Origin of the sequence: Pseudomonas sp. WS 5079, from assembly GCF_012985465.1 — a bacterium.
Classification (GTDB): Bacteria; Pseudomonadota; Gammaproteobacteria; order Pseudomonadales; family Pseudomonadaceae; genus Aquipseudomonas.
Genome location: NZ_JAAQWN010000003.1, coordinates 113,703 through 139,819, shown reverse-complemented (window position 1 = coordinate 139,819; position 26,117 = coordinate 113,703). Strand labels below are relative to the sequence as shown.

Genomic DNA, 26,117 nt, shown 5'->3' with positions numbered 1-26,117 from the left:
GCAACACAAACCAGTGTGGGAGCCGGCTTGCCTGCGATGACTGACTAACATTCAACATCACTGTTAGTTTTTTCGCAGGCAAACCAGCTCCCACATTTGATTTTCGTCGTGGCTTAGACCGCATCTCTTGGCAGCATCAGCCCCAATGGCAAGCGCACTCGCGCTTCCAACCCGCCATCGGCACGGTTACGCAGTTCGACATTGCCACCATGCATCGAAGCAATCCGCCGCACAATCGCCAGGCCCAGGCCGGTGCCTTTGCCACCACGGGCACGATCACCGCGGGTAAAGGGGTTGAAAATGCCTTCCAGCTCTGCCGGATCGATCCCGGCGCCACGGTCCATGACACTCAGCACCACATAAGGCGCATTGGTGTCACCCGACACATAGGCGGCGACTTCCACCTCGGTGCCCGCGTGATGCAAGGCGTTGCCGATCAGGTTGTTCAGCAGGCGCTTCATCGAGACCCGGCGCAACGCAAAGGGCTGGATCGGCTCCAGGCGCATGTGCACCTGCTCGCCATTCTGGTTGTAGGGCGCCACGACCTCGCGGACCAGGTCGGTCAGGTCCACCTCTTCCACCACCTCGTCACGACCATCGCGGATAAACGCGAGGAACTGGTCGAGAATCGCATCCATGTCTTCGATATCACGGACCATGTCATCGGTTAGGTCGGTATGGTTGCCCATCAACTCCAGGGACAGACGCAAACGTGTCAGCGGCGTGCGCAGGTCGTGTGAAACCCCGGCCAGCATCAGCTCACGCTCACGACCGGCCTGTTCGACATCCTCGGCCATCTGGTTGAACGCGCTGTAGACCTCGGTCATTTCGCTGGGAGTGTCGCTGATCGGCAGGCGCACGCTGCGACCCTGCCCCAATTGCCTGGCCGCAAATACCAGGCGCTTGAGTGGCTGGTTGAGCTGACGCACGAAGATCCAGGCCGACGCAGTGGAAAGCAAGCCAATGGCCAGGAACCAACCGAGCACGTTCCAGATCTTCTGACCCCGCAGCGGGTGGGGATACAACGGCACTTTCAGCCATCCATCCCCCAGGCTCGGGGCTCGCACCCACAAGGCTGGCGAAACATGCATGCGCAGCCGCACCTCAGTATCTTCACCCAATTCGGCCTGCATCTGGCGCTGATAGATCTCGCTGTAGGGCCAATGCTGTTCGCCCTCCGGCACGCCCGCACCCACCACGCGAGTCAAAGTTGCCGCCTTGGCGATTTTTTCACGATTCTCCGGGTCGGCAGCCCAGTAGGCACGCAACGTCAGCGCAACACCGTGACTGTACTGGCGGTCTACCAACACGTCTTCGTTCATCAGCAGGTAAACGAGGGTCAGCGCCTTGGAAAACAGCACGACGATCAGCACCAGCCAAAGGGTGCGGGAGAAGAAACTTTGCGGGAACCACAGCGGGGTTTTCATAGAAGACAGCTAGACACCTGGCAAGAGCGAGCCACGCTCGCAGAATTGCAGACGCCGGGCATCCGGCCGACCCGCTGGGATCGAACTCCGGAATACCCGCATGTGCAAATCATCGGTTACTTGGTTGCCGTGCCATCCGGCACAAACACGTAACCCACGCCCCACACTGTCTGGATATAACGCGGCTTGGACGGGTCCGGCTCGATCATCCGGCGCAGACGGGAAATCTGCACATCGATGGAGCGCTCCAGGGCGTCCCATTCACGACCACGGGCCAGGTTCATCAGCTTGTCACGGGTCAGCGGTTGGCGAGCGTTCATCACCAGCGCCTTGAGTACCGCGAATTCGCCCGTGGTGAGCATGTGGACTTCTTCGCCACGCTTGAGCTCACGGGTGGCCAGCGACAGCTCGTAGTCACCAAAGGTCACGCTTTCGTCTTCGCTGCCTGGAGCGCCCGGAACCGGAGCCGCCTGGCGACGCAATACAGCCTTGACCCGCGCCATCAGCTCGTCGGGGTTGAACGGCTTGGCCAGGTAATCGTCGGCGCCCAGTTCCAGGCCCTTGATCCGGCTCAGTTCATCGCCCTTGGCGGTCAGCATGATGATCGGAATCTGGTTGTTGGTGCTGCGCAGGCGCTTGCAGGCGGTCAGGCCGTCTTCACCGGGCAACATCAGGTCGAGTACGACCAGGTTGAAGACCTCGCGCCCCAGCAGGCGGTCCATCTGCTCGGTGTTCGGCACCGCGCGGGCACGGTAGCCCTTGGAGGTGAAGAACCGCTCCAGCAGGCTGCTCAGCCCCGGATCGTCATCAACGATGAGAATTTTTTCGCCTTCAGCAGTTTGTGCAGTGCTGCTCATTGGATGCTCCTCTTATCTGGCGCGCATTATGGCTTAGCTGCCGTTATACGCACGGTACGCATTGTTAGCAGATTTTTCTCCAACCACCAGTACGCCTGCTCCTGGCGCAATCCCCCCAAGGACGGATCGCTGGTTATAATGCCGCGCCTCAGTGCCGGGCAATACCAAGGCCGGCCTGGTGTTTTTTTCATCTGCTAGTCGTGACTTTTTCGATTTCGAGGGTCAATAGGCTGCCTCTTGACCCAGGCAGCGGCGCCAGTCGGGCCGCTCAACCAGCCGCGCAGGGCCTTGTTTTGCGGGCCTGCACACTGCTTTCAAGAATTTCAGGTGGTTTTATGGACAGCATCAACAGCCGCATCGCCGAGGAACTCGGTGTACGCCCACAACAGGTCGAAGCGGCCGTCGCTCTACTGGATGAAGGCTCCACGGTGCCCTTCATCGCCCGTTACCGTAAAGAAGTGACCGGCAGCCTCGATGATATCCAGCTGCGGCATCTGGAAGAACGCCTGCGCTACCTGCGAGAACTCGACGAACGGCGTGTCAGCATCCTCGCCAGCATCCAGGAGCAGGGCAAGCTGACCCCGCAACTCGAACGCGACATCAAGCTCGCCGACACCAAGACCCGCCTCGAAGACCTGTACCTGCCGTACAAGCAGAAGCGCCGCACCAAGGGCCAGATCGCCCTGGAAGCCGGCCTCGGCGAACTGGCAGACGGCCTGTTCAACGACCCGTCCCTGGCCCCGGAAACCGAAGCTGCGCGCTTTGTCGATAGCGAAAAAGGCGTGGCCGACGTCAAGGCGGCCCTCGAAGGCGCCAAGTACATCCTCATGGAGCGCTTCGCCGAAGACGCCAACCTGCTGGAAAAACTGCGTAACTACCTGAAACAGGAAGCCACCCTCAGCGCCCGCGTGATCGCCGGCAAAGAGGAAGAAGGCGCCAAGTTCCGCGATTACTTCGAGCACGACGAACCGCTCAAGAGCATGCCGTCCCACCGCGCCCTCGCCATTTTCCGCGGGCGCAACGAAGGTATTCTCAGCTCCGCGCTGAAAGTCGGCGACGAACTGCCGGGCACCATGCACCCGTGCGAAGGCATGATTGGCCAACAATTCGGCATCCAGAATCAGAATCGTCCTGCGGACAAATGGCTCGGTGAAGTCGTGCGCTGGACCTGGAAGGTCAAGCTCTACACCCACCTGGAAACCGACCTGCTGGGCGAACTGCGCGACGGCGCCGAGACCGAGGCGATCAACGTATTCGCCCATAACCTGCACGACCTGCTACTCGCCGCGCCGGCCGGCCCGCGCGCGACCCTGGGCCTGGACCCGGGCCTGCGTACCGGTTGCAAGGTCGCCGTGGTCGACGCCACCGGCAAGCTGCTGGACCACGCCACCGTGTACCCGCACGTGCCCCACAACAAGTGGGACCAGACCATCGCCATCCTGGCCGCCCTGTGCGCCAAGCACGCGGTAGACCTGATCGCCATCGGCAACGGCACCGCCAGCCGAGAAACCGACAAGCTGGCCCTGGAGCTGATCAAAAAATACCCAGGCATGAAAATGACCAAGGTCATGGTCTCCGAAGCGGGCGCTTCGGTGTACTCGGCGTCGGAGTTGGCCTCCAAGGAATTCCCGGACCTCGATGTGTCGATCCGTGGCGCAGTGTCCATCGCGCGCCGCCTGCAGGATCCACTGGCCGAACTGGTGAAGATCGACCCTAAATCCATCGGCGTCGGCCAGTACCAGCACGATGTGTCGCAGCTGAAACTGGCGCGCGGCCTGGATGCAGTAGTGGAAGACTGTGTGAACAAGGTCGGCGTCGACGTGAACACCGCCTCGGTCGCCTTGCTTGCGCGGATTTCCGGCCTCAACTCCACCCTGGCGCAGAATATCGTCACCCATCGTGATGAAAACGGCGCGTTCAAGACCCGAGCGGCACTGAAAAAAGTTGCACGCCTTGGCGAAAAAACCTTCGAACAGGCCGCAGGCTTCCTGCGCGTGATGAACGGTGACAACCCGCTGGACGCCTCGGCGGTCCACCCGGAAGCCTACCCGCTGGTGCAACGCATTGCCGCTGAAACCGACCGCGATATCCGTTCGCTGATCGGTGACGCCGGGTTCCTCAAGCGCCTGGATCCAAAGAAGTACACCGACGAAACCTTCGGCGTGCCGACCATCACCGACATCCTGCAAGAGCTGGAAAAACCCGGTCGCGACCCGCGTCCTGAGTTCAAGACCGCCGAGTTCCAGGAAGGCGTCGAAGACCTCAAGGACCTGCAGTTGGGGATGATCCTCGAAGGCGTGGTGACCAACGTGACCAACTTCGGTGCGTTTGTGGACATCGGCGTGCATCAGGACGGTTTGGTGCATATTTCTGCGCTTTCGGAGAAGTTCATCAAGGATCCGCGTGAGGCGGTGAAAGCCGGGGATGTGGTGAAGGTCAAGGTCATGGAAGTCGATATCCCGCGCAAACGCGTGGGTCTGTCGATGCGTATGAGCGATACCCCCGGCGAGAAAATCGACGGTGCCCGTGGCGCACGCCCAGGTTCAGCGCCGCGCCAGTCGCAAAACCGCTCTGAAAACACTGCACCGCGCAAGGAAACCGCCACCGCAGCCCCGGCCAACAACGCCATGGCTTCGTTGTTCGCCAACGCCAAGCAACTGAAAAAACGCTGATGGAGCTGCCAGCCGGCCTGACCCACAGCGCTTTCAGCGAACTGCTCGGCTGCCGCCTGCAACGCCTGGACCAGGGCGTTGCCGAGGTTGCCCTGAGCCTTGAGCCGCAACTGCGCAACCGCGCGGGCAAGCTCCATGGCGGGGCGATTTTCAGCCTGGTGGACATTGCCATGGGGCTGGCCTGTTCCAGCGCCCATGGTTTCGACCAGCAGAGTGCGACCATCGAGTGCAAAATCAATTACATCCGTGCCGTGTCCGACGGTGACGTGCTGTGTACCGCCCGGGTCATCCACCCCGGCCGGCGCACGCTGGTGGTCGAGGCCGAGGTGTATCAGGACGAAAGACTCGTCGCAAAAGCACAAGGCACCTTCGCTGTCCTATAGCTCCCGGTCATCAATTTGGGTTAATTTCGGCGCTGCAAAAACAGCGTCGGAATTTTCTTCCTGCGCAATAGCCTAATTCAGGGAATGAAGTCGGCACTTTCAGAGCAGGTTATTCCGGCTCGAAAACCAGGCGATAACGCCAGTTTTAACTTCACCCTTGTAGACCGTCTTGCCCACCCCCATATTGGGGCGACTGACGCGTGAAGGAATCCAACTTGAGCGAACTTCTCAACCGCCGCCTGGCTCTGCTCGGCAAGCGCGAACACCTCTCTTTGCTTGAGCATTGCCTGCACGGCATCGAGCGTGAATGCCTGCGTGTCACCGGCGAAGGCCGCCTGGCTCAAACGCCGCATCCAGAGGCCCTGGGCGCGGCATTGACCCATGAATCGATCACCACCGACTATTCCGAGTCGCTGCTGGAGTTCATCACGCCGGCGCTGCCCAACCCGGCAGATACCCTGCGCAGCCTCGACAAGATTCATCGTTTTGCCTACAGCAAGCTCGGCAACGAGTACCTGTGGAGTCCATCGATGCCGTGCCCGTTGCCGGCCGAGGAAGATATTCCGATTGCCTACTACGGCACCTCCAACATCGGACAGCTCAAGTACGTGTATCGCAAGGGCCTGGCCCTGCGCTACGGCAAGACCATGCAGTGCATCGCCGGGATCCACTACAACTTTTCCCTGCCGGAAGAGCTGTGGCCGCTGCTCAAGGAAACCGAGGGTTTCGTGGGCACCGACCGTGACTACCAGTCCACGGCCTACATCGCCCTGATCCGTAACTTCCGCCGCTACAGCTGGCTGCTGATGTACCTGTTCGGTGCCTCGCCGGCCCTGGATGCGGGTTTCCTGCGCGGACGGTCCCATCAGCTTGAACAGTTCGATGCCGACACCCTTTACCTGCCGTATGCCACCAGCCTGCGCATGAGCGACCTGGGTTACCAGAGCAACGCCCAGGCGGGCCTGACCCCTTGCTACAACGATCTGGCCAGCTACACCGACAGCCTGCGCGAAGCGGTGGCAACGCCCTACGCGCCCTACGTCGAAGTCGGCACCCATAAGGATGGTGAGTGGGTCCAGCTCAACACCAACATCCTGCAGATCGAAAACGAGTACTACTCCAACATCCGCCCCAAACGCGTGACCTACACCGGCGAGCGGCCGATCCAGGCGCTGATGGCCCGTGGCATCCAGTACATCGAAGTGCGCTGCCTGGACATCAACCCGTTCCTACCGATGGGCATCGACTTGCCGGAGTCGCGCTTCCTCGACGCGTTCCTGCTGTATTGCGCGCTGAACGACAGCCCGCTGTTCGAAAACAACGAGTGCGCCAATGCCACGTCGAACTTCCTCAGCGTGGTCAAGGAAGGCCGGCGCCCGGGCCTGCAATTGCAGCGTCGCGGCGAATCGGTGGAAATGAAGGAATGGGCCGCCGAGCTACTGGAAAAAATCGCACCGCTGGCTGCGCTGCTCGACCAGAGCCAGGGCATCAACGAACACAGCCAGGCACTGGATGCCCAGTTGGCGAAGATCAAGGACTCCTCCCTGACCCCGTCGGCCCAGGTGTTGGCGACCATGCAGGAGCGCAAGGAAAGCTTCGCGCAGTTCTCCCTGCGTCAGAGCGAAGTGCATGCCGAGTACTTCCGTAGCGAGCCGTTGCCGGCAGACGAGCAGGCGCGCTTTGAAGAGCTGGCGCGTACGTCGCTGGCGCAACAGGCGGAGCTGGAGCAGAACGAAGTGGGCGATTTTGATGTGTTTGTCGGGTCGTACCAGGCGAGCATCCTGGCGATCAGTAACTGACACGCCCTTTGTAGGAGCGAGCTTGCTCGCGAAAAACTCAAGCACGCCGCGTTTATCCAAGCCGAACGCGTCATCGTTAAGGTTTTTCGCGAGCATGCTCGCTCCTACATAAGCTAATTCGAAAATGTTATTTATTTTCGGATTCTTAGATCATTTAGTCTCCTCACACGCCGACCTGCGGCCGCCTGATGAGGAGCTTTTCCATGCTACGACCTTTCCCTTTACGCCTCCTGGCGGCCCTGTCCCTGGCCGGCGCCAGCCTGCTTGCCCAGGCGGCCGACGTGACCATCGCCTATCAGACCACCGTTGACCCGGCCAAAGTCGCCCAGGCCGACGGTGCTTATGAAAAAGCCACAAACGCCACTATCGACTGGCGCAAATTCGACAATGGCGCCGATATCATTGCCGCCATCGCTTCCGGCGATGTGCAGATCGGCTACCTCGGTTCCAGCCCGCTGACCGCGGCCATCACCCGCAAAGTGCCGGTGCAGACCTTCCTCGTCGCCACCCAGATCGGCGGCGCCGAAGCCCTGGTGGCGCGCAACGGTTCCGGGATCAACAGCCCGCAGGACCTGATCGGCAAGAAAATCGCCGTACCGTTTGTCTCAACCGGCCACTACAGCCTGCTGGCCGCGCTCAAGCATTGGAACATCGACCCATCGAAAGTCACCGTACTCAACCTCGCCCCGCCCGCCATCATTGCCGCCTGGAAGCGTGGCGATATCGATGCCACTTATGTCTGGGACCCGGCCCTGGGCGTAGCCAAGGAAAACGGCAAAGTGCTGATCACCTCCGGCGAACTGGCCAAGTTCGGCGCGCCGACCTTCGATGCCTGGATCGTGCGTAAGGACTTTGCCGAGAAGCACCCGGAAATTGTCAGCGCCTTCGCCAAAGTCACCCTCGATGCTTACGCCCAATACCGTAAAGACCCACAAGCCTGGCTGGCCGACAAGGGCAATGTCGACAAACTGGTGAAGCTCTCCGGCGCCAAGGCCAGCGACATTCCGCTGCTGCTGCAAGGCAACGTCTACCCGCTGGCCGCTGATCAAGTAACCCTGCTCGGCGCCCCGACCACCAAGGCCGTGACCGACACCGCCGCGTTCCTCAAGGAACAAGGCAAGGTCGAAGCCGTGCTGGCGGACTACGCCCCTTACGTCAGCGCCAAGTTCATCACTAACTGATCAGGAGTTCACCGCGATGGCCTTGCTACAGCTGGAGCGCATCAGCGCACAGTACCCAGGCGCGACCACGCCCGTGCTGGCGGACATTTCCCTGACCCTTGGCCCCCAGCAATTGCTGGTGGCCCTCGGCCCTTCCGGCAGTGGCAAGACTTCGCTGTTGAACCTGATTGCCGGCTTCGTCGAACCCAGCGCCGGGCGCATCACCCTAGACGGCGTGCCCGTCCAAGGCCCGAGTGCCGAGCGCGGCGTGGTGTTCCAGGACGATGCCTTGCTGCCCTGGCAGGATGTGCTGGCCAATGTCGGCTTCGGCCTGGAGCTGGCCGGCGTGCCCAAGGCCCAGCGGCAAGTCCGCGCCCGGGAAATGCTCGCCCTGGTGGACCTGGCCGGTTTTGACAGCCGGCGCATCTGGCAGCTGTCTGGCGGGCAGAAACAACGCGTCGGCCTGGCCCGCGCCCTGGCGGCCGACCCACGGGTGCTGCTGATGGACGAACCCTTCGGCGCCCTCGATGCGTTCACCCGCGAACAGATGCAGGAGCTGCTGCTGCAAGTCTGGCGGCGCACGGCCAAGCCGGTGTTCCTGATCACCCACGACATCGAAGAAGCGGTCTTCCTCGCCACTGACCTCATTTTGCTGGCACCCAACCCCGGGCAAATCGTCGAGCGCCTGAGCCTGGATTTCGGCCAGCGTTACGCGGCCGGCGAGCCGGCCCGCGCGATCAAGTCCGACCCACGGTTTATCGAAACCCGCGAACATGTGCTGGGCAAAGTGTTCTCGCAACGGCAGGTGTACGCATGAGCAGCTATGAAATCCCGGCCACCGCCGCCAACCCAATCACCCCGCCGTTGCGCCGCAGCCTGAGCACGCGCTGGATCAGCCTGCTGACCCTGGTTGCGCTGCTGGCGCTGTGGTGGGCCGTGACCGCCAGCGGGCTGATCGAGCCGCTGTTCCTGCCGCCACCGTCTGCCGTGCTGCAAAAAGGCTGGCTGCTGGCGACCAGCGGCTACATGGATTCCACCCTCTGGCAACACCTGGGCGCCAGCCTTGGGCGTATCGGCCTGGGCCTGGGCTTTGCGGTGCTAACCGCCGTGCCGATCGGCATTGCCATCGGCGCCAACCGCATCGCCCGCGGCATTCTCGACCCGCTGATCGAGTTCTACCGGCCGATCCCGCCGCTGGCCTATCTGCCGTTGATCGTGATCTGGTGCGGCATCGGCGAGCTGTCCAAGGTGTTGCTGATCTATCTAGCGATCTTCGCCCCGATTGCCATCGCCACCGCCACCGGCGTACGCACCGTCGACCCGGCCAAATTGCGCGCAGCACAGTCTTTGGGCGCCACCCGGGCGCAGTTGATTCGCCATGTGATTCTGCCCAGCGCCCTGCCCGACATCCTCACCGGTGTGCGCATCGGCCTGGGTGTGGGTTGGTCGACCCTGGTGGCCGCCGAGTTGATCGCAGCTACCAGCGGCCTGGGGTTCATGGTGCAGTCGGCGGCGCAGTTTCTGGTGACCGATGTGGTGGTGCTGGGCATCCTGGTGATCGCGCTGATCGCCTTTGCCATGGAAATGGGCCTGCGCGCCCTGCAGCGTAAATGGGTGCCGTGGCATGGCCAGGCACACTAAGAAGAGAACAACATGAGCCGCCTGACCGTTACCCCTTTAAGCACCGCCCTGGGCGCCCAGATCAGTGGCGTCGATATCAGCCAGCCGCTGAACCTCGAACAGCGCGACGCCATCGAGCAGGCGTTGCTCCAGCATTCGGTGCTGTTCTTTCGCGACCAGCCGATCACCCCGCAGCAGCAAGCGCGCTTCGCGGCGAATTTCGGTGACCTGCACATTCACCCGATCTACCCCAATGTGCCCGAGCAGCCAGAAGTGCTGGTGCTCGACACTGCCGTCACTGACGTGCGCGACAACGCCATCTGGCACACCGACGTAACCTTCCTGCCCACCCCGGCCCTGGGCGCAGTACTCAGCGCCAAGCTGCTGCCAGCCTTTGGCGGTGACACACTGTGGGCCAGCGGTATCGCGGCCTTTGATGCGTTGTCAGAACCGATGAAGGCTTTTTTGACCGGCCTGACGGCAACCCATGACTTCACCCGCTCGTTCCCTCTGGAGCGTTACGGCAACACCGCCGAAGACCTGGCCCGCTGGGAGGAGGCCCGCAGAAAGAACCCGCCACTGTCCCACCCGGTGATCCGCACCCACCCGGTCAGCGGGCGCAAATCGCTGTTTGTCAGCGACGGCTTCACCACCCGGATCAACGAACTGGAGCCGGCCGAAAGCGAAGTCATCCTCAAGCTGCTGTTCGCCCACGCCACCCGGCCGGAATTCACCATCCGCTGGCGCTGGCAAGCCAACGACGTGGCCTTCTGGGACAACCGCGTGACCCAGCACTACGCCGTGGACGACTACCGCCCACAGCGGCGAGTGATGCACCGGGCGACGATTCTGGGTGACGTCCCCTTCTGACTCCCGCTGTAGGAGCCGGTAGGCCGGCTCCTACAGGTTTCAGCGGACCAAATGCAAGAACTGCAAGTGCCGCTCGTACTGGTCGAGGATGTCGTTGATGATCTGCTCCTTGGTGTAGCCCACCAGGTCGTAGTCCTGGCTGCCCTCGCTCAAGTGCACTTCGGCGCGGTAGTAGCGACGGTTGTTCATCTCTTTGGAACCCATGCCGCCACGGGCAAAGGACGGCGTGAAGTAGCCGCGCATCTGCACCTGGTAGACAAAAGGATGCTCTTCGCCGTGGCCGATTTCCAGGCTGACGCTGTCGTTGGACGGGTCGGGCTGGGTGACCACGTTCAGGCCCTTCTCGACAAACACGGCGGTCACTTCTTCAATCGCCGGGCGGACCGTGGTTTCGAGGAAGCGGTAGACCTCGTCCCGTGAAGGGAAATGCACCGCCTGGCTCAAGCGCTGGCGCCAGCCGCCACGGCCCTTGCGTGATGCCGACACCGGGGCCAGGGAGTGCAGTTGGGCGATCTGCTTCTGGGATTCGAGGTAGAACGCCTTGTGCAGCCCCCACATCATCAACAGCAGGATCATCGAGAACGGCAGCGAAGTCAGCACCACCGCGGACTTGAGCGAGTCGATGCTACCGGCAAACAGCAAGGCGCTGGTCACCAGCGCCGTCATCGCGCCCCAGAACACCCGCAGCCACTTGGGCCCGTCTTCATCGGCGTTGCCGCCCTTGGACGACAGGGTCGACAGCACCACGGTGCCGGAGTCGGCCGAAGTGACAAAGAACACAAAGCTGATAAACACCGTGACGGCGATCACGGTCTTGCTCCACGGGTAGGTTTCCAGCAGCAGGTACAGGCTCATCGACGGGTCGTCGATGGCCGACTGACCCAGGGCAACCATGCCGTGGTTGAGCACCTGGTCAATCGCGCTGTTGCCGAAGATCGACATCCACGCCAGGGTGAACCCCAGCGGGATCAGCAGCACGCCAAAGACGAACTCGCGGATGGTGCGACCACGGGAGATCCGTGCGATGAACAGGCCCACGAACGGCGACCAGGCGATCCACCAGGCCCAGTAGAACACCGTCCAACCGCCGAGCCAGTCGCTGGGCTTGTCGTAGGCGTACACATCAAAACTCTTGCTCGGCAACGCGCCAAGGTAGTCACCGATGTTCTGGATCAGGGTGTTGAGCAAATGCTGGGTGGGCCCGGCGAACAACACAAACAGCAGCAGCGCACAGGCCAGCAGCATGTTGATGTCGGACATGACCCGCACGCCCTTGTCGACACCGGCCACCGCAACCAGGATCGCCGCGCCCATCATCAGGGTGATCAGGCCGACCTGGATCCATTGGGTGTGGGCGATGCCGAACAGGTAGTCCAGGCCCGAGTTGAGGTGCAGCACGCCAAAGCCCATGTCAGCCCCCAGGCCGAACACCGTGGCGATAATGCCGAAGCCATCCACCGCGTAGCCGATGGGGCCATTGATGCGCTTGCCGATCAGCGGATACAGCGCCGAACGCAAGGCCAGCGGCAGGTTATGCCGGTAGGCGAAGTACGCCAGGGCCATGCCGACAAACGCAAATACACCCCAGCCATGCAGGCCCCAATGCAGGAACAGCACCTGCATGGCCTGGCGCGCCGCGTCGGCGTTCAAGGCCTCGCCCTGGGGCGGTTGCACCAGGTGGGTCAAGGGTTCCGAGACGCAGAAGAAAAACAGCGTGATGCTGATCCCGGCGGCAAACAGCATGCCGGCCCAGGACAGGTAACTGAATTCGGGCTCGTCGTGGTCGGCACCAAGTTTGATCTTGCCGTAGCCAGACAACGCGGTGACCACCACGAAGACCAGATACAGGGTCATCGCCAGCATGTAGTACCAGCCGACCGTATTGGCCGCCCAGTTTTGCGCGGCCAGCAACCAGGCGCCGGCCTGTTCGGGGATCGCGATTACGGTGACACCAAACAGCAGGATGAAGCTGGCGGCGAAGTAAAACACCGGCGCATTCATGCGCACCAGGCCGCTTGGAGGGACAGACGATGCACTCATGAACCGTGCACCTCGAGGGTGTGGGATGTGGCTGTATAAAACGGACTCAGCAAAGGTAAGCCTCCTGTTGTGAGCGGGCAGCGAACCACCGGTTTAACTTGAACGAACGTTCAAGTTAAACATGGATAGGCGGTCTGGGACTAATCGCAGGGCTGAGTGGTAGGTAATTCCTACACTAGCTCAAGGAAGGGTATGACGGACGGGAGAGGCAAAACGTTCAGCGATTGCTTACCTAAATTGAAATGCTATCCCCTGTGGGAGCGGGCTTGCCCGCGATAGCGGAGTGTCAGGTTAGCGGTATTTGACTGGCCTACCGCCATCGCGGGCAAGCCCGCTCCCACATTAGGTCGTCACTACTTCTGCGTCCCATCATCATGCTGCAAATTCGCCTGCGTGATGTTCGCCCCCGCCGGCACGCTGCGCGTCAGCCACACGTTGCCGCCAATGGTCGAGCCCTGGCCGATGGTGATCCGCCCCAGGATCGTCGCCCCGGCGTAAATCACCACATCGTCCTCGACAATCGGGTGCCGTGGATGGCCCTTCTGCAACTGCCCGTCCTCATCCGCCGGGAAACGCTTGGCGCCCAGGGTCACCGCTTGATAAATGCGCACCCGCTCACCAATGATCGCCGTCTCGCCAATCACCACACCCGTGCCGTGGTCGATAAAGAAACTCGGGCCGATCTGCGCGCCGGGGTGAATATCGATGCCGGTCGCCGAATGGGCGATTTCCGCGCTGATCCGCGCGAGCAAAGGCAGCCCGGCGCGATACAAATGGTGGGCCAGGCGATGGTGGATCACCGCGAGGATCCCCGGATAGCACAGCAACACCTCATCCACACTGCGCGCGGCCGGGTCGCCGTGATAGGCCGCCAGCACATCGGTGTCCAACAGGCTGCGCAGCGCCGGCAAGGCCAGGGCAAAATCCTGGATCAGGCGAATGGCCAATGCATCGACTTCATTATCGGCCCGGCCGCCCTGGCGTGCGGCATAGCGCAACTCCAGGCGTGCCTGGGCGAGCAGGGCATTGAGCGCCACATCGAGGGTATGGCCGACGTAGAAATCCTCACTCTCCTCGCGCAAATCCACCGGCCCCAGGCGCATGGGGAACAGTGCGCCGCACAGCGCTTCAAGAATCTGCGCCATCGCATCACGGGAAGGTAACTCGCGACCGCCCTGCTCGCCGCTGACCCGGCCGTTGCGCGTACGCCACTGATCCCGGGCGCCGCGCAACTGGCTGACGATGGTCTGTAATTGCCAATGACTGGAACGCTCGCTCACGGTAATCCCTCCTGAGGTAATGGCCATCACTTTACGGTATGCAACCGGGCCGCTCTTAATAACCAATGGTGCGATGCTCATAACGTTCTGGCATAAGCAACTGGCGGTTGCCCGCGCAAAAAGCCCTGCCTATAGTCCCTCCCATCTTCTATTACCCGTGCGTAACCATGATCAAACAACAGCTCGAGCGTTTTAACCGTCTGGAACTACTGGGTGGCGCCACCGCCCTGGAAAAACTCGAACGACTGTCGGCCTGGCTGGGCCGTGATATCTACGTCAAGCGCGACGACACCACGCCGCTGGCCATGGGCGGCAACAAACTGCGCAAGCTCGAATACCTCGCCGCCGATGCCTTGGCCCAGGGCGCCGATACGCTGGTCACCGCCGGCGCGATCCAGTCCAACCATGTGCGCCAGACCGCAGCCCTCGCCGCCAAGCTGGGCCTGGGCTGTGTCGCCCTGCTGGAAAACCCCACGGGCACCGACGACCCCAACTACCTGGGCAACGGCAACCGCTTGTTGGTCGAGTTGTTCGACGCCAAGGTCGAACTGGTCGAAAACCTGGACAACGCCGACGAGCAACTCCACGCCCTGGCCGAACGCCTGCGCAGCAACGGCAAGACCCCCTATCTGGTGCCAATCGGCGGCTCCAACGCCCTGGGTGCCCTGGGCTATGTGCGGGCCGGGCTGGAATTGGCCGGGCAGATCCAGGACAGCGGCCTGCAGTTTGCGGCGGTGGTCCTGGCCTCCGGCAGCGCCGGCACCCACAGCGGCCTGGCCCTGGCGTTGAGCGAAGTGCTGCCGGACTTGCCGGTGATTGGCGTCACCGTGTCGCGCACCGACGAGGCGCAACGGCCCAAGGTCCAAGGCCTGGCCGAACGCACGGCGCAATTGCTGGGGGTGGCGGTACCCGACGCGTTCAAAGTGATTTTGTGGGACGAATACTTCGCCCCGCGCTATGGCGAGCCCAACGCCGGAACCCTGGCGGCAATCAAGCTGCTGGCGAGTCAGGAAGGCCTGTTGCTGGACCCGGTCTACACCGGCAAGGCCATGGCCGGGTTGCTCGATGGCATCGGTCGCGACGCGTTCGGGGAAGGCCCGATCATCTTCCTGCACACCGGGGGGGCGCCGGCGTTGTTTGCCTATGATTCAGTGTTCTGACTGGACACATTGAATCTGCACCTGATATGCAAAAATGGAATATAAAACTTAATTTATATTATTTTTAACGCTTTAAAACTCGCCCTATAGTCGCGCTCCCACACACCGCGTTTTTAGGGCAGGATACGACCACTGCGTCACCTGCTTCGCACACCATAAAAAGCACAGGGGCTTGTCATGACTATTTCTGTATTGCGTCGTACGTTGCTGGTTGGCACTTTGGGCCTGGCCCTTGGCGCCGGGTTGTTGGGCCAGGCGGTTGCCGGCGAACAGCTGGGCAATATCAAGAAGGCCGGCGAGATCAAGATCGGCCTGGAAGGCACCTACCCGCCGTTCAGCTTCGTCGATGAAGACGGCAAGCTCAGCGGCTTTGAAGTCGAGCTGTCCGAAGCCCTGGCCAAGGAGCTGGGCGTCAAGGTCAAGCTGCAGGCCACCCCGTGGGACGGCATCCTCGCGGCCCTGGAATCCAAGCGCCTCGACGCGGTGGTCAACCAGGTGACGATCTCCGAAGAGCGCAAGAAAAAATACGATTTCTCCAAGCCCTACACCGTCTCCGGGATCCAGGCGCTGACCCTGGCGAAAAACGTCGACACCATCAAGACCGCCGACGACCTGGCCGGCAAGAAAGTCGGGGTGGGCCTTGGCACCAACTACGAACAATGGCTCAAGGACAACCAACCCAAAGCCATCATCAAGACCTATAACGACGACCCGACCAAGTTCCAGGACCTGCGCATCGGCCGTATCGACGCGATTCTGATCGACCGCCTGGCGGCCCTGGAATATGCGAAAAAAGCCAAGGACACTGCCGCTGCCGGTGACGCCTTCTCCCGCCAGGAATCAGGGATTGCCCTGCGCAAAGGCGAGCCTGAGCTGCTTGAGGCGGTCAACCAAGCTCTCGATAAACTGCGCGCCGACGGCACTTTGAAGAAGCTGTCCGAGAAATACTTCAACGCTGACGTCACTCAATAATGGAAGCAGGTTTCCAACTCGCGCTCGACTCCGCGCCCTTTTTGCTCAAGGGCGCGTATTACACGGTGATCCTCAGCCTCGGCGGGATGTTTTTCGGCTTGCTGCTGGGCTTCGGCCTGGCCTTGATGCGCCTGTCGCGCTTCAAGCTGTTGAGCTGGACGGCCAGGGTCTATGTCTCGTTCTTTCGCGGCACGCCGTTGCTGGTGCAGCTGTTTTTGATCTACTACGGCTTGCCGCAAGTGGGTATCGAGCTGGACCCGATCCCGGCGGCGATGATCGGCTTCTCGCTGAACATGGCCGCCTACGCCTGTGAAATCCTGCGCGCGGCCATCGGCTCCATCGAGCGTGGCCAGTGGGAAGCTGCCGCCAGTATCGGCATGACCCGCGCGCAGACCCTGCGCCGGGCCATCTTGCCGCAGGCGATGCGCACGGCCCTGCCGCCCTTGGGCAATAGTTTTATTTCGCTGGTCAAGGACACGGCGCTGGCCGCCACCATCCAGGTGCCCGAGCTGTTCCGCCAGGCCCAATTGGTATCGGCGCGCACCTTCGAAATTTTCACCATGTACCTGTCTGCGGCCCTGGTCTACTGGGTCCTGGCAAGCATCCTGGCGCATTTTCAGAACCGCCTGGAAGACCGGGTCAACCGGCATGACCTGGAGTCTTGAAGCATGATCGTGGTTGAAAAACTGACCAAACAATTCAAGGGTCAGGTGGTGCTCAATGGGATCGACCTGGAGGTCAAGGAAGGCGAAGTTGTCGCCATCATTGGCCCCAGCGGCTCCGGCAAGACCACCTTCCTGCGCTGCCTGAACTTCCTCGAAGAACCCACCAGCGGCCGGATCAAGGTCGGCGACATCGAGATCGACGGCAGCCGTCCGCTCAACCAGCAACAGGCCCTGGTGCGGCGCCTGCGCCAGCATGTGGGCTTTGTGTTCCAGAACTTCAACCTGTTCCCCCATCGCACCGCCCTGGAAAACGTCATCGAAGGCCCCCTGGTGGTCAAGAAGATGCCGCGCGATGCCGCCGACCGTCTCGGGCGGGCCCTGCTGGCCAAGGTCGGCCTGGCAGGCAAGGAAGATGCTTACCCCCGGCGCCTGTCCGGTGGCCAGCAGCAACGGGTGGCCATTGCCCGGGCCTTGGCGATGGAGCCGGAAGTGATCCTGTTCGATGAGCCGACCTCGGCCCTCGACCCGGAGCTGGTGGGCGAAGTACTGGCGACCATCCGCAGCCTTGCCGAAGAGAACCGCACCATGGTCATCGTCACCCACGAAATGAGTTTTGCCCGGGACGTGGCCAACCGCGTGGTCTTTTTCGACAAGGGCGTCATCGTCGAGCAAGGCGACGCCAAGGCGTTGTTTGCCAACCCCAAAGAAGAACGCACCCGGCAGTTCCTCAGCAAATTCCTCACCCACTGACCCTGCCCTTGTAGGAGCCGGCTTGCCGGCTCTCACATGTATCCTCCCTTTCGGAAAAGTCCCCGTAATCATTGGGCAAAGCGCCTATCAACGCCCCCTTTAATAGCAGCCATCAGTAAGACCCTTCTGAATAATCCCCAACCCGCCGTTTAGCCTTTTGCCTCCATTGACGCCCCCTGGCCAACCCTCTTATCTAGGGCCCACTGGATTGGATCCTATCCTGGCTTTTCAAAAAAACGTTCCTTTCGAACCCCATGCCTGAGGTTCGGAACGATCGCTGCTGGCTGCATCAAGGAGATTATTTATGAAGCACATTCCCCCCCTGGCCATGCTCGCCGCGCCGACAGTGCCCCAGGCTCTCAAACAAGGTATCAACGCGCAGGCCGCCACCTATTTGCAGGTCGATATCGCCCCCTACCCGGACATGGGCAAGGGCGACTTGATCGAGCTGTTCTGGAACAACTGCTTTGCCGCCTCCAAGCGCGTGAGCGCCGCCGATATCGGCCAGCCCAGCAGCCTGCGGGTACCGGAAAGCTTTGTGCAAAATGGTGCCGCACGGATTCACTACCGGGTCATGCAAGTGGGGCGCGGCCCGGCGCGCTCGATGATTACCCGGGTGCAGGTCAAGACCGCCTGCCCGGGCGGCCCTCCATCGGTGCTGTGTGGCGCAGAAATCCAGAACCTGGCCCCTGTGGGCCTGCCTGAAACCATCCGCCGCCATGGCGTCAACCCCAGCCAGATCCGCCGGGGCGTGCCATTGACCATCGAGCCCTACCTGAACATGGCCGCCGGAGATGCAATCACCCTGCGCTGGGGCGATGCGCGCCTGGACCTGCCCCCCATCCACCCCACCGGGGTGGGGCGGCCCGTGCAGGTTTGGGTGCCTTCGACGCTGATCCTCGAAGCGGGGGACGACGCGCGCCAGGAGGTCACCTACTGCGTGATCGACCGCGTGGGCAACAACTCGCGCTGGGCGCCCGGGCGCATCGTGAGCATCGCCCAGGCCAAAGCCCCAGGCCCGGCCGAGGCCTTGTCGGTGTACCAGCCACGGCGTCCTGGCTCACCGTGCGAGCCGGGGTGACAGACCTTCTATACATATTCCTAAAAGTTAGTTTATTTAAAAAATAAACACGCTTAGGGTATATGCACCGGACCACCGGACATTCCTGATTTTTTAGCTTTTCCACGGATGTGAGGTAGGTATGGTCAAAATTACCCCGGTGCACAACGCCAGGGCATTACGTGTAGCCACGCAGGGGCGCACCGATGTCTAACTTGGCGCAATCGCCCCTCCAGAGCGATCTGGATATCGCCCCGCTGCTACTGCCCGCCAAGGTGCTGCGCAACGACAGTGAAGCCCTCGCCGCCGCTCACGAGCTTGCCCAGGCCGCCCGCTTGCAAGCCGGCCTGCGTGACCGCCAGCGCAAACTGCCTTGGGCCGAAATCGAACAGTTCACCCGCAGCGGCCTGGGCAGCATTTCCATCCCCCGCGAATACGGTGGCCCACAAGTGTCGTTTGTGACCCTGGCCGAAGTGTTCGCGATTATCAGCGCCGTCGACCCGGCCCTGGGGCAGATCCCGCAGAACCACTTCGGCATCCTCCACGTGCTGCAAGGCGCCGCCAGCCAGGAACAGAAAAAGCAGCTGTTCCAAAGCGTCCTCGACGGCTGGCGCATCGGCAACGGCGGGCCGGAACGCGGCACTAAAAATACCCTGGATTTGAAGGCCCGGATCAGCGCCGAGGGTGACGGCTTTGTCATCAACGGCCAGAAGTTCTACTCCACCGGCGCACTGTTTGCCCATTGGGTCGCGGTCAAGGCCCTGGACGACGAAGGCCGCCAGGTCATGGCTTTTGTACGGCGTGGCACCCCGGGATTGCGCATCGTCGATGACTGGTCGGGCTTTGGCCAACGCACCACCGCCAGCGGCACCGTGCTGCTGAATAACGTGCCGGTAGATGCCGACCTGGTGGTGCCGACCTGGCGCCTGGGGCAGACCCCAGGCATCCAGGGCGCAGTCTCGCAATTGATCCAGGCCGCCATCGACGCCGGCATCGCCCGTGGCGCCCTCGACGACACCATCAGTTTTGTCCGCGAACGCTCGCGGCCGTGGATCGACGCCAAGGTCGAGCGGGCCAGTGACGACCTCTATGTGATTGCCGACATCGGCAAGCTGAAAATCGAACTGCATGCCGCCGAAGCCCTGCTGCGCAAGGCCGGCCAGGTGCTGGACCAGGTCAGCGCCGCGCCCATCACCGAACACTCCGCCGCCCGGGCCTCGATTGCCGTGGCACAAGCCAAGGTGCTGACCACCGAAGTCTCGCTGCTGGTCAGCGAGAAGCTTTTCGAACTGGCCGGCAGCCGCGCCACCCTCGCCGAATTCAACCTCGACCGCCACTGGCGCAATGCACGGGTGCACACCTTGCACGACCCGGTGCGCTGGAAATATCACGCGGTGGGCGCCTGGCACCTCAACGGAACATTGCCGGCCCGGCATTCCTGGATCTGACGACCAGACATCTGGAGAAAAACATGACGCTTTCCCATCCCGTCGCGGTCATCACCAGCGACGAGCAAGCCCTGATTGTCGCCAGCGACCTGGCCGAAGACTTTCGCCGCGACAGCGCCCTGCGCGACCGCGAACGCCGCCTGCCACACGCCGAGCTGGAAGCCTTTTCCCGCTCCGGCCTGTGGGGCATCAGCGTACCCAAGGCATACGGCGGCGCTGGCGTATCCAACGTCACCCTGGCCAAGGTCATTGCCCTGATCGCCCAGGCCGATGCCTCGTTGGGGCAGATCCCGCAAAACCATTTCTATGCCCTGGAAGTGCTGCGCGTAAATGGCAGCCCGGCGCAGCAACAACGCCTGTACGCCGAGGTGCTGGCCGGCCAGCGCTTTGGCAATGCCCTGGCGGAACTGGGCACCAAGACCGCCCATGACCGGGTGACGAAACTTGTGCGCGAGGGCGACGGATTTCGCATCAGCGGCCGCAAGTTCTACGCCACCGGCGCGATCTACGCCCAGCGCATTCCCACCTCGGTGGTGGATGAGCTCGGCGTGCAGCAACTGGCCTTCGTGCCGCATGACAGCCAGGGCCTGACGGTGATCGACGACTGGAGCGGCTTTGGCCAGCGCACCACCGGCAGCGGCTCGGTGGTGTTCGACAATGTGTGGGTCGCCGCCGAAGACGTGATCCCGTTCCAGAGCGCCTTCGAGCGCCCGACCACAGTAGGCCCGCTGGCGCAGATCCTTCACGCGGCCATCGACACCGGCATCGCCCGCGCGGCCTTTGAAGACGCCCTGCATTTTGTGCGCACCAAGACCCGCCCATGGATCGACTCGGGCAATGACAAGGCCAGCGAAGACCCGCTGACCCTGAAAAGCTTCGGCCACCTGAGCGTCCGCCTGCACGCCACCGAAGCCCTGCTGGAGCGCTCCGGCGAATTCCTCGACCGCGCCCAGGCCGACAGCACCGCACACACCGTCGCTGCGGCATCGATCGCCGTGGCCGAAGCACGCGCCCTGAGCACCGAGATTTCCCTGGCCGCCGGCAGCACCCTGTTTGAACTCGCCGGCAGCCAGGCAACCCTCGCCGAACATGGCCTGGACCGCCACTGGCGCAACGCCCGGGTGCACACCCTGCACGACCCGGTGCGCTGGAAGTACCACGCAGTCGGCAATTATTACCTCAACGATGAAAACCCGCCGCTGCGGGGGACCATCTGATGGCGAAGAAAAAGATCCTGCTCAATGCCTTCAACATGAACTGCATCGGGCATATCAACCATGGCCTGTGGACGCATCCACGGGATACCTCGACCCAGTACAAGAGCGTCGAATACTGGACCGAACTGGCGCAACTGCTGGAGCGCGGGCTATTCGACGGCTTGTTTATCGCCGACATCGTTGGCGTGTACGACGTCTATCAAGGCTCGGTCGATGTGCCGCTCAAGGAGTCGATCCAGCTGCCGGTCAACGACCCGCTGCTGCTGGTCTCGGCCATGGCTGCGGTGACGAAAAACCTCGGCTTCGGCCTGACCGCCAACCTGACTTACGAGCCGCCCTATCTGTTCGCCCGGCGCATGTCCACCCTCGATCACCTGAGCCGTGGCCGGGTGGGCTGGAACATCGTCACCGGCTATCTGGACAGCGCCGCCAAGGCCATGGGCCTCACCGAGCAGGTCGAACATGACCGGCGCTACGACCAGGCCGACGAGTACCTGGAGGTGCTGTACAAGCTGTGGGAAGGCAGTTGGGAAGACGACGCGGTACTCAACGACCCGCAACAACGGATCTATGCCCAACCGGGCAAGGTGCACAAGGTCGAGCACCATGGCGAGTTCTACCAGGTGGAGGGTTATCACCTGTGCGAGCCGTCGCCGCAGCGCACGCCAGTGCTGTTCCAGGCCGGCAGTTCGGAGCGCGGCCTGCTGTTCGCCGGGCGCCATGCCGAGTGCGTGTTCATCAGCGGGCAGAACAAGGCCGCGACCAAGGTGCAAGTGGACAAGGTGCGCGCCAGCGCGGTCGAGGCCGGGCGCAACCCGGACGATATCAAGGTGTTCATGGGCCTCAACGTGATTGTCGGCGCCACCGAGGCACTGGCCTGGGCCAAGCATGCCGAGTACCTGAGCTACGCCAGCGCCGAGGCCGGGGTGGCGCATTTCAGCGCCTCCACCGCCATCGACTTCTCGCAATACGAGCTGGATGAACCGATCCAGTACGTGAAGAGCAACGCGATCCAATCGGCCACCAAAGCCTTGCAGAACAACGACTGGACCCGTCGCAAGTTGTTGGAGCAACACGCGTTGGGCGGGCGCTATATCACCCTGGTGGGCTCCCCCGCGCAGGTGGCTGATGAGCTGGAATCCTGGATCAGCGAGACCGGCCTGGATGGCTTCAACCTGACGCGCATTGTTACGCCGGAGAGCTATGTGGACTTCATCGAGTTGGTGATTCCGGAGTTGCAAAAACGGGGGTCGTACAAGACCGCTTATGAGAGCGGGACGCTGCGCGAGAAAGTGTTCCACCGCGATGCTCGCTTACCCGAACAACACACCGGCTCTCACTACCGCCACTAAACCAAAAATGTGGGAGCTGGCTTGCCTGCGATAACGGTGTGCCAGTTGATGCAGTTGGCACTGACACACCGTTATCGCAGGCAAGCCAGCTCCCACATTAGATCTTCGTTGTTTTTCCCCACACCTTATGACTGGAAATCGACCATGAAAAAAACACTGCTGTCCCACCCAGTCAAAGCACTGGCCCTGGCCCTCGGCCTGTTCAGCTCGGCGGTGTTTGCCGCCGATGCGCCGCTGAAAGTCGGCACCACGGCGGCTTTCGCCATCCCCCTGGAAGCCGCCGTCGAAGAGGCCGGCAAGCAGGGCCTGAAAGTCGAGCTGGTAGAGTTCACCGACTGGATCGCGCCCAACGTCAGCCTCGCCGCCGGCGATATCGACGTGAATTACTTCCAGCACATTCCGTTCCTGGAAAACGCCAAGGCCGCCGCCGGTTTTGACCTGGTGCCGTTCAAGCCGGGGATCATCAACAACGTGGGCCTGTACTCGAAAAAATACAAAAGCTTCGATGAGCTGCCCCAGGGCGCCAGCGTGGCCATCGCCAACGACCCGATCAACAGCGGGCGCGGCCTGCAACTGCTGGCCAAGGCGGGCTTGATCTCCCTCAAGCCGGGCGTGGGCTACAAGGCCACCGAAGAAGACATCGTCGCCAACCCGAAAAAGCTCAAGATCCTGCAAGTCGAAGCAGTGCAGCTGGTACGCGCCTATGACGATGCCGACCTGGTGCAGGGCTACCCGGCCTACATCCGCCTGTCCAAGACCTTCAATGCCGAGTCGGCGCTGCTGTTCGACGGCCTCGACCACCCGGAATACGTGATCCAGTTCGTGACCCAGCCCAAAGGCACAACCGACCCGCGGGTGATCAAGTTCGTCGAGATCTACCAGCATTCGCCGGTGGTGCGTGCTGCCCTGGATAAATCCCTCGGCACGCTGTACCAAGTCGGTTGGGAAGGCTGAACATGAGCGCCGCCAACAGCCAACTGCGCGACCTGGGCACACCGCCCAGGGACGCCCGGCAGACCGAACTGCACCCAGACCTCAACCGCGCCCATGTGCGTTTTATCAACCTGGGCAAAACCTATGACGGCACGGTGCATGCGCTGCAAGGCATTGACCTGGCGATCCAGCACGGCGAAGTGTTCGGCATCATCGGCCGCAGTGGTGCCGGCAAGTCGTCGCTGATCCGCACCATCAACCGCCTGGAGCAACCCAGCAGCGGCCGGGTGCTGATCGACCAGGTGGATATCGGCGAGTTCGACGAAGACCGCCTGGTGGCCCTGCGCAGGCGCATCGGCATGATTTTCCAGCACTTCAACCTGATGTCGGCCAAGACCGTGTGGCAGAACGTCGAGCTGCCGCTGAAAGTCGCCGGTGTGCCCAAGCCACAGCGCGCACAAAAAGTCCGCGAACTGCTGGAGCTGGTGGGCTTGCAAGACAAGCACAAGGCCTACCCGGCGCAGTTGTCCGGCGGGCAGAAGCAACGGGTAGGCATCGCCCGCTCGCTGGTACACGACCCGCAGATCCTGCTGTGCGACGAAGCCACCTCGGCCCTGGACCCGGAAACCACCCAGTCGATCCTCGGCCTGTTGCGCGAGATCAACCGGCGCCTGGGCCTGACCATCGTGCTGATCACCCACGAGATGGCGGTGATCCGCGAAATCTGCGACCGCGTGGTGGTGCTGGAACACGGGCGGATCGTCGAGCAAGGGCCGGTGTGGGAAGTGTTTGGCAACCCCAGGCATGAGGTCAGCAAAACCCTGCTGGCGCCCCTGCAACATGGCTTGCCCGATGAGCTGCAAAAGCGTTTGCAGGCCACGCCGCCGTCGGCGCAGGCGGCCGTGGTGCTGCGCCTGCAATTTACCGGCGCCAGCGCGGATGAACCGGACCTCGCCGCACTGTTCGGCGCCCTGGGTGGGCGCGTGCGCCTGCTGCAAGGCGGGGTCGAGCGCATCCAGGGCCACGCCCTGGGGCAGTTGCTGCTGGCGGTGAGCGACTCCACCCTGGATGCCGATACATTACGCACCCGCGCCGCGCGCTGGGCACAACAGGTCGAGGTGCTGGGCTATGTGGTTTGATCGTTTATTGCAGGGCGCCATCGATACCTTGTTGATGGTCGGGGTGTCGTCGTTGATCGCGCTGTTGGTGGGCATCCCGCTGGCGGTGTTCCTGGTCACCAGCGACAAGGGCGGCATCTACCAGGCCCCCGCGTTGAACCGGGTACTGGGGGCGTTCGTCAATCTGTTCCGCTCCATCCCCTTCCTGATTCTGATGGTGGCGCTGATCCCGTTCACCCGCCTGATCGTCGGCACCACCTACGGCGTATGGGCCGCCGTGGTGCCGCTGACCATCGCCGCCACGCCATTCTTTGCGCGAATCGCCGAGGTCAGCCTGCGCGAAGTCGACCATGGCCTGATCGAAGCCGCCCAGGCCATGGGCTGCCGGCGCTGGCATATCGTCTGGCATGTGCTGTTGCCGGAAGCGCTGCCGGGGATTGTCGGCGGGTTCACCATTACCCTGGTGACCATGATCAACTCGTCGGCCATGGCCGGGGCGATCGGCGCCGGAGGCCTGGGGGATATTGCCTACCGCTACGGTTACCAGCGTTTTGACAGCCAGATCATGCTCACGGTGATTGTATTGCTGGTTCTGCTGGTGGCCGCGATCCAACTGGGCGGCGATCGCCTGGCGCGCGGGCTGAACAAGCGCTGAGGTATAGTCGGCACCTTTCTTTGCCCTGGTGCCGACTGCCATGAAACTCGCCCCCGACGACCTCGACCAGATCACCTCCACCACCTTGGGCCACTACAACCAGGTGGCCGAGGACTTTCGCGAAGGCACCCGCGACCATGATGTAAGCCAGAACATCGACGCACTGCTGCGGCATATCCAGGCGCCCGCACCGTTTACCGTGCTGGACTTCGGCTGCGGGCCGGGGCGGGATTTGCAGACCTTCACCCGGCTTGGGCATATCGCCGTAGGCCTGGATGGCGCCGAGCGTTTCGCGCAGATGGCGCGCCAGGACAGCGGCTGCGAGGTACTGCACCAGGACTTCCTCAAACTGGATCTGCCGGCCGCGCGCTTCGACGGGATTTTTGCCAATGCAGTGCTGTTCCATATCCCCAAGCAGGAATTGCCGCGCATTCTCCAGCAACTGCATGCTGCGCTGAAACCGGGCGGGGTGTTGTTCAGCTCCAATCCCAGGGGGCAAAACCAGGAGGGCTGGAACGGGCCGCGTTATGGCTCGTATCACGACCTTGCGGCCTGGCAGGCGCTGCTGGCGGCGGCGGGGTTTGTGGAGTTGGAGCACTACTATCGCCCGGCGGGGCTGCCGCGCGAGCAGCAGCCCTGGTTGGCCAGTGTGTGGCGTAAGGGAGGGGTTGTCTGAGCG

General features: G+C 62.3%; 23 protein-coding genes. 19 read left to right on the top strand and 4 right to left on the bottom strand.

Annotation, left to right across the window (positions count from 1 at the left end):
- Window positions 1-113: 113 nt before the first annotated feature.
- Both HBO05_RS09400 and ompR read right to left on the bottom strand, forming a co-directional pair.
- Window positions 114-1,427, bottom strand: a complete 1,314-nt coding sequence (locus HBO05_RS09400) for an ATP-binding protein (RefSeq protein WP_169953894.1) — start codon at window positions 1,425-1,427, stop codon at window positions 114-116.
- Window positions 1,428-1,543: 116 nt separating this feature from the next.
- Window positions 1,544-2,284, bottom strand: a complete 741-nt coding sequence (gene ompR / locus HBO05_RS09395; RefSeq protein ID WP_032856582.1) for a two-component system response regulator OmpR — start codon at window positions 2,282-2,284, stop codon at window positions 1,544-1,546.
- Window positions 2,285-2,619: 335 nt separating this feature from the next.
- Here ompR and HBO05_RS09390 point away from each other — a divergent pair, with 335 nt between their 5' ends.
- From HBO05_RS09390 to tauD, 7 genes are all read left to right on the top strand, one after another.
- Window positions 2,620-4,956, top strand: coding sequence for a Tex family protein (locus HBO05_RS09390; RefSeq protein WP_170058171.1), 2,337 nt, complete (start codon window positions 2,620-2,622; stop codon window positions 4,954-4,956).
- Window positions 4,956-5,339 carry a PaaI family thioesterase gene (locus HBO05_RS09385; protein WP_169953896.1) on the top strand — a complete coding sequence of 128 codons (384 nt, stop codon included), beginning with the start codon at window positions 4,956-4,958 and terminating at the stop codon, window positions 5,337-5,339. Before HBO05_RS09390 ends, HBO05_RS09385 begins: the two co-directional genes overlap by 1 nt.
- A gap of 215 nt (window positions 5,340-5,554) precedes the next feature.
- The gene (gene gshA / locus HBO05_RS09380; protein WP_172312446.1) at window positions 5,555-7,138 is read left to right on the top strand and encodes a glutamate--cysteine ligase; all 1,584 of its coding nucleotides are present in this window, start codon (window positions 5,555-5,557) and stop codon (window positions 7,136-7,138) included.
- A gap of 203 nt (window positions 7,139-7,341) precedes the next feature.
- Window positions 7,342-8,319, top strand: a complete 978-nt coding sequence (gene tauA, locus HBO05_RS09375; RefSeq protein WP_170042337.1) for a taurine ABC transporter substrate-binding protein — start codon at window positions 7,342-7,344, stop codon at window positions 8,317-8,319.
- A 16-nt stretch (window positions 8,320-8,335) separates the two neighbouring features.
- Window positions 8,336-9,115, top strand: a complete 780-nt coding sequence (gene tauB, locus HBO05_RS09370) for a taurine ABC transporter ATP-binding subunit (RefSeq protein ID WP_170058173.1) — start codon at window positions 8,336-8,338, stop codon at window positions 9,113-9,115.
- Entirely contained in the window at window positions 9,112-9,939 is an 828-nt protein-coding gene (gene tauC, locus HBO05_RS09365; protein WP_172312444.1) for a taurine ABC transporter permease TauC, read from the top strand. Before tauB ends, tauC begins: the two co-directional genes overlap by 4 nt.
- Window positions 9,940-9,951: 12 nt before the next feature.
- Window positions 9,952-10,788, top strand: coding sequence for a taurine dioxygenase (gene tauD, locus HBO05_RS09360; RefSeq protein WP_172312442.1), 837 nt, complete (start codon window positions 9,952-9,954; stop codon window positions 10,786-10,788).
- Between the two features lie 39 nt (window positions 10,789-10,827).
- Here tauD and betT read toward each other — a convergent pair whose 3' ends face one another.
- Both betT and epsC read right to left on the bottom strand, forming a co-directional pair.
- Entirely contained in the window at window positions 10,828-12,789 is a 1,962-nt protein-coding gene (gene betT, locus HBO05_RS09355; protein WP_170042557.1) for a choline transporter BetT, read from the bottom strand.
- A 392-nt stretch (window positions 12,790-13,181) separates the two neighbouring features.
- Window positions 13,182-14,108 carry a serine O-acetyltransferase EpsC gene (gene epsC / locus HBO05_RS09350; RefSeq protein ID WP_170042334.1) on the bottom strand — a complete coding sequence of 309 codons (927 nt, stop codon included), beginning with the start codon at window positions 14,106-14,108 and terminating at the stop codon, window positions 13,182-13,184.
- A gap of 167 nt (window positions 14,109-14,275) precedes the next feature.
- Between epsC and HBO05_RS09345 the strand changes: the two genes are divergently transcribed.
- From HBO05_RS09345 to HBO05_RS09290, 12 genes are all read left to right on the top strand, one after another.
- Entirely contained in the window at window positions 14,276-15,268 is a 993-nt protein-coding gene (locus tag HBO05_RS09345; protein ID WP_172312440.1) for a D-cysteine desulfhydrase, read from the top strand.
- A 177-nt stretch (window positions 15,269-15,445) separates the two neighbouring features.
- Entirely contained in the window at window positions 15,446-16,240 is a 795-nt protein-coding gene (tcyJ, locus tag HBO05_RS09340) for a cystine ABC transporter substrate-binding protein (protein WP_169953904.1), read from the top strand.
- On the top strand, window positions 16,240-16,905 hold the full coding sequence (gene tcyL / locus HBO05_RS09335) for a cystine ABC transporter permease (protein WP_169953905.1): 666 nt from the start codon (window positions 16,240-16,242) through the stop codon (window positions 16,903-16,905). Before tcyJ ends, tcyL begins: the two co-directional genes overlap by 1 nt.
- Window positions 16,906-16,908: 3 nt before the next feature.
- Window positions 16,909-17,655 (top strand): L-cystine ABC transporter ATP-binding protein TcyN, encoded by a 747-nt coding sequence (gene tcyN, locus HBO05_RS09330; protein ID WP_169953906.1) that lies wholly within the window; start codon window positions 16,909-16,911, stop codon window positions 17,653-17,655.
- Between the two features lie 304 nt (window positions 17,656-17,959).
- On the top strand, window positions 17,960-18,736 hold the full coding sequence (locus tag HBO05_RS09325) for a hypothetical protein (protein WP_172312438.1): 777 nt from the start codon (window positions 17,960-17,962) through the stop codon (window positions 18,734-18,736).
- A 185-nt stretch (window positions 18,737-18,921) separates the two neighbouring features.
- A complete protein-coding gene (locus HBO05_RS09320; protein ID WP_172312436.1) occupies window positions 18,922-20,163 on the top strand; it encodes an SfnB family sulfur acquisition oxidoreductase in 1,242 nt (413 codons plus the stop codon).
- Between the two features lie 23 nt (window positions 20,164-20,186).
- Window positions 20,187-21,380 (top strand): SfnB family sulfur acquisition oxidoreductase, encoded by a 1,194-nt coding sequence (locus HBO05_RS09315; protein WP_169953909.1) that lies wholly within the window; start codon window positions 20,187-20,189, stop codon window positions 21,378-21,380.
- The gene (locus HBO05_RS09310; RefSeq protein WP_170042330.1) at window positions 21,380-22,732 is read left to right on the top strand and encodes an LLM class flavin-dependent oxidoreductase; all 1,353 of its coding nucleotides are present in this window, start codon (window positions 21,380-21,382) and stop codon (window positions 22,730-22,732) included. The genes HBO05_RS09315 and HBO05_RS09310 overlap by 1 nt, the downstream gene beginning before the upstream one ends.
- Before the next feature lie 144 nt (window positions 22,733-22,876).
- Window positions 22,877-23,686 (top strand): MetQ/NlpA family ABC transporter substrate-binding protein, encoded by an 810-nt coding sequence (locus tag HBO05_RS09305; RefSeq protein ID WP_170042329.1) that lies wholly within the window; start codon window positions 22,877-22,879, stop codon window positions 23,684-23,686.
- A 2-nt stretch (window positions 23,687-23,688) separates the two neighbouring features.
- Window positions 23,689-24,804: an ATP-binding cassette domain-containing protein gene (locus HBO05_RS09300; protein ID WP_169953912.1), complete on the top strand. Its 1,116-nt coding sequence runs from the start codon at window positions 23,689-23,691 to the stop codon at window positions 24,802-24,804.
- The gene (locus HBO05_RS09295; RefSeq protein ID WP_169953913.1) at window positions 24,794-25,438 is read left to right on the top strand and encodes a methionine ABC transporter permease; all 645 of its coding nucleotides are present in this window, start codon (window positions 24,794-24,796) and stop codon (window positions 25,436-25,438) included. Before HBO05_RS09300 ends, HBO05_RS09295 begins: the two co-directional genes overlap by 11 nt.
- 40 nt (window positions 25,439-25,478) lie before the next feature.
- The gene (locus tag HBO05_RS09290) at window positions 25,479-26,114 is read left to right on the top strand and encodes a class I SAM-dependent methyltransferase (RefSeq protein WP_172312434.1); all 636 of its coding nucleotides are present in this window, start codon (window positions 25,479-25,481) and stop codon (window positions 26,112-26,114) included.
- Window positions 26,115-26,117 lie beyond the last annotated feature (3 nt).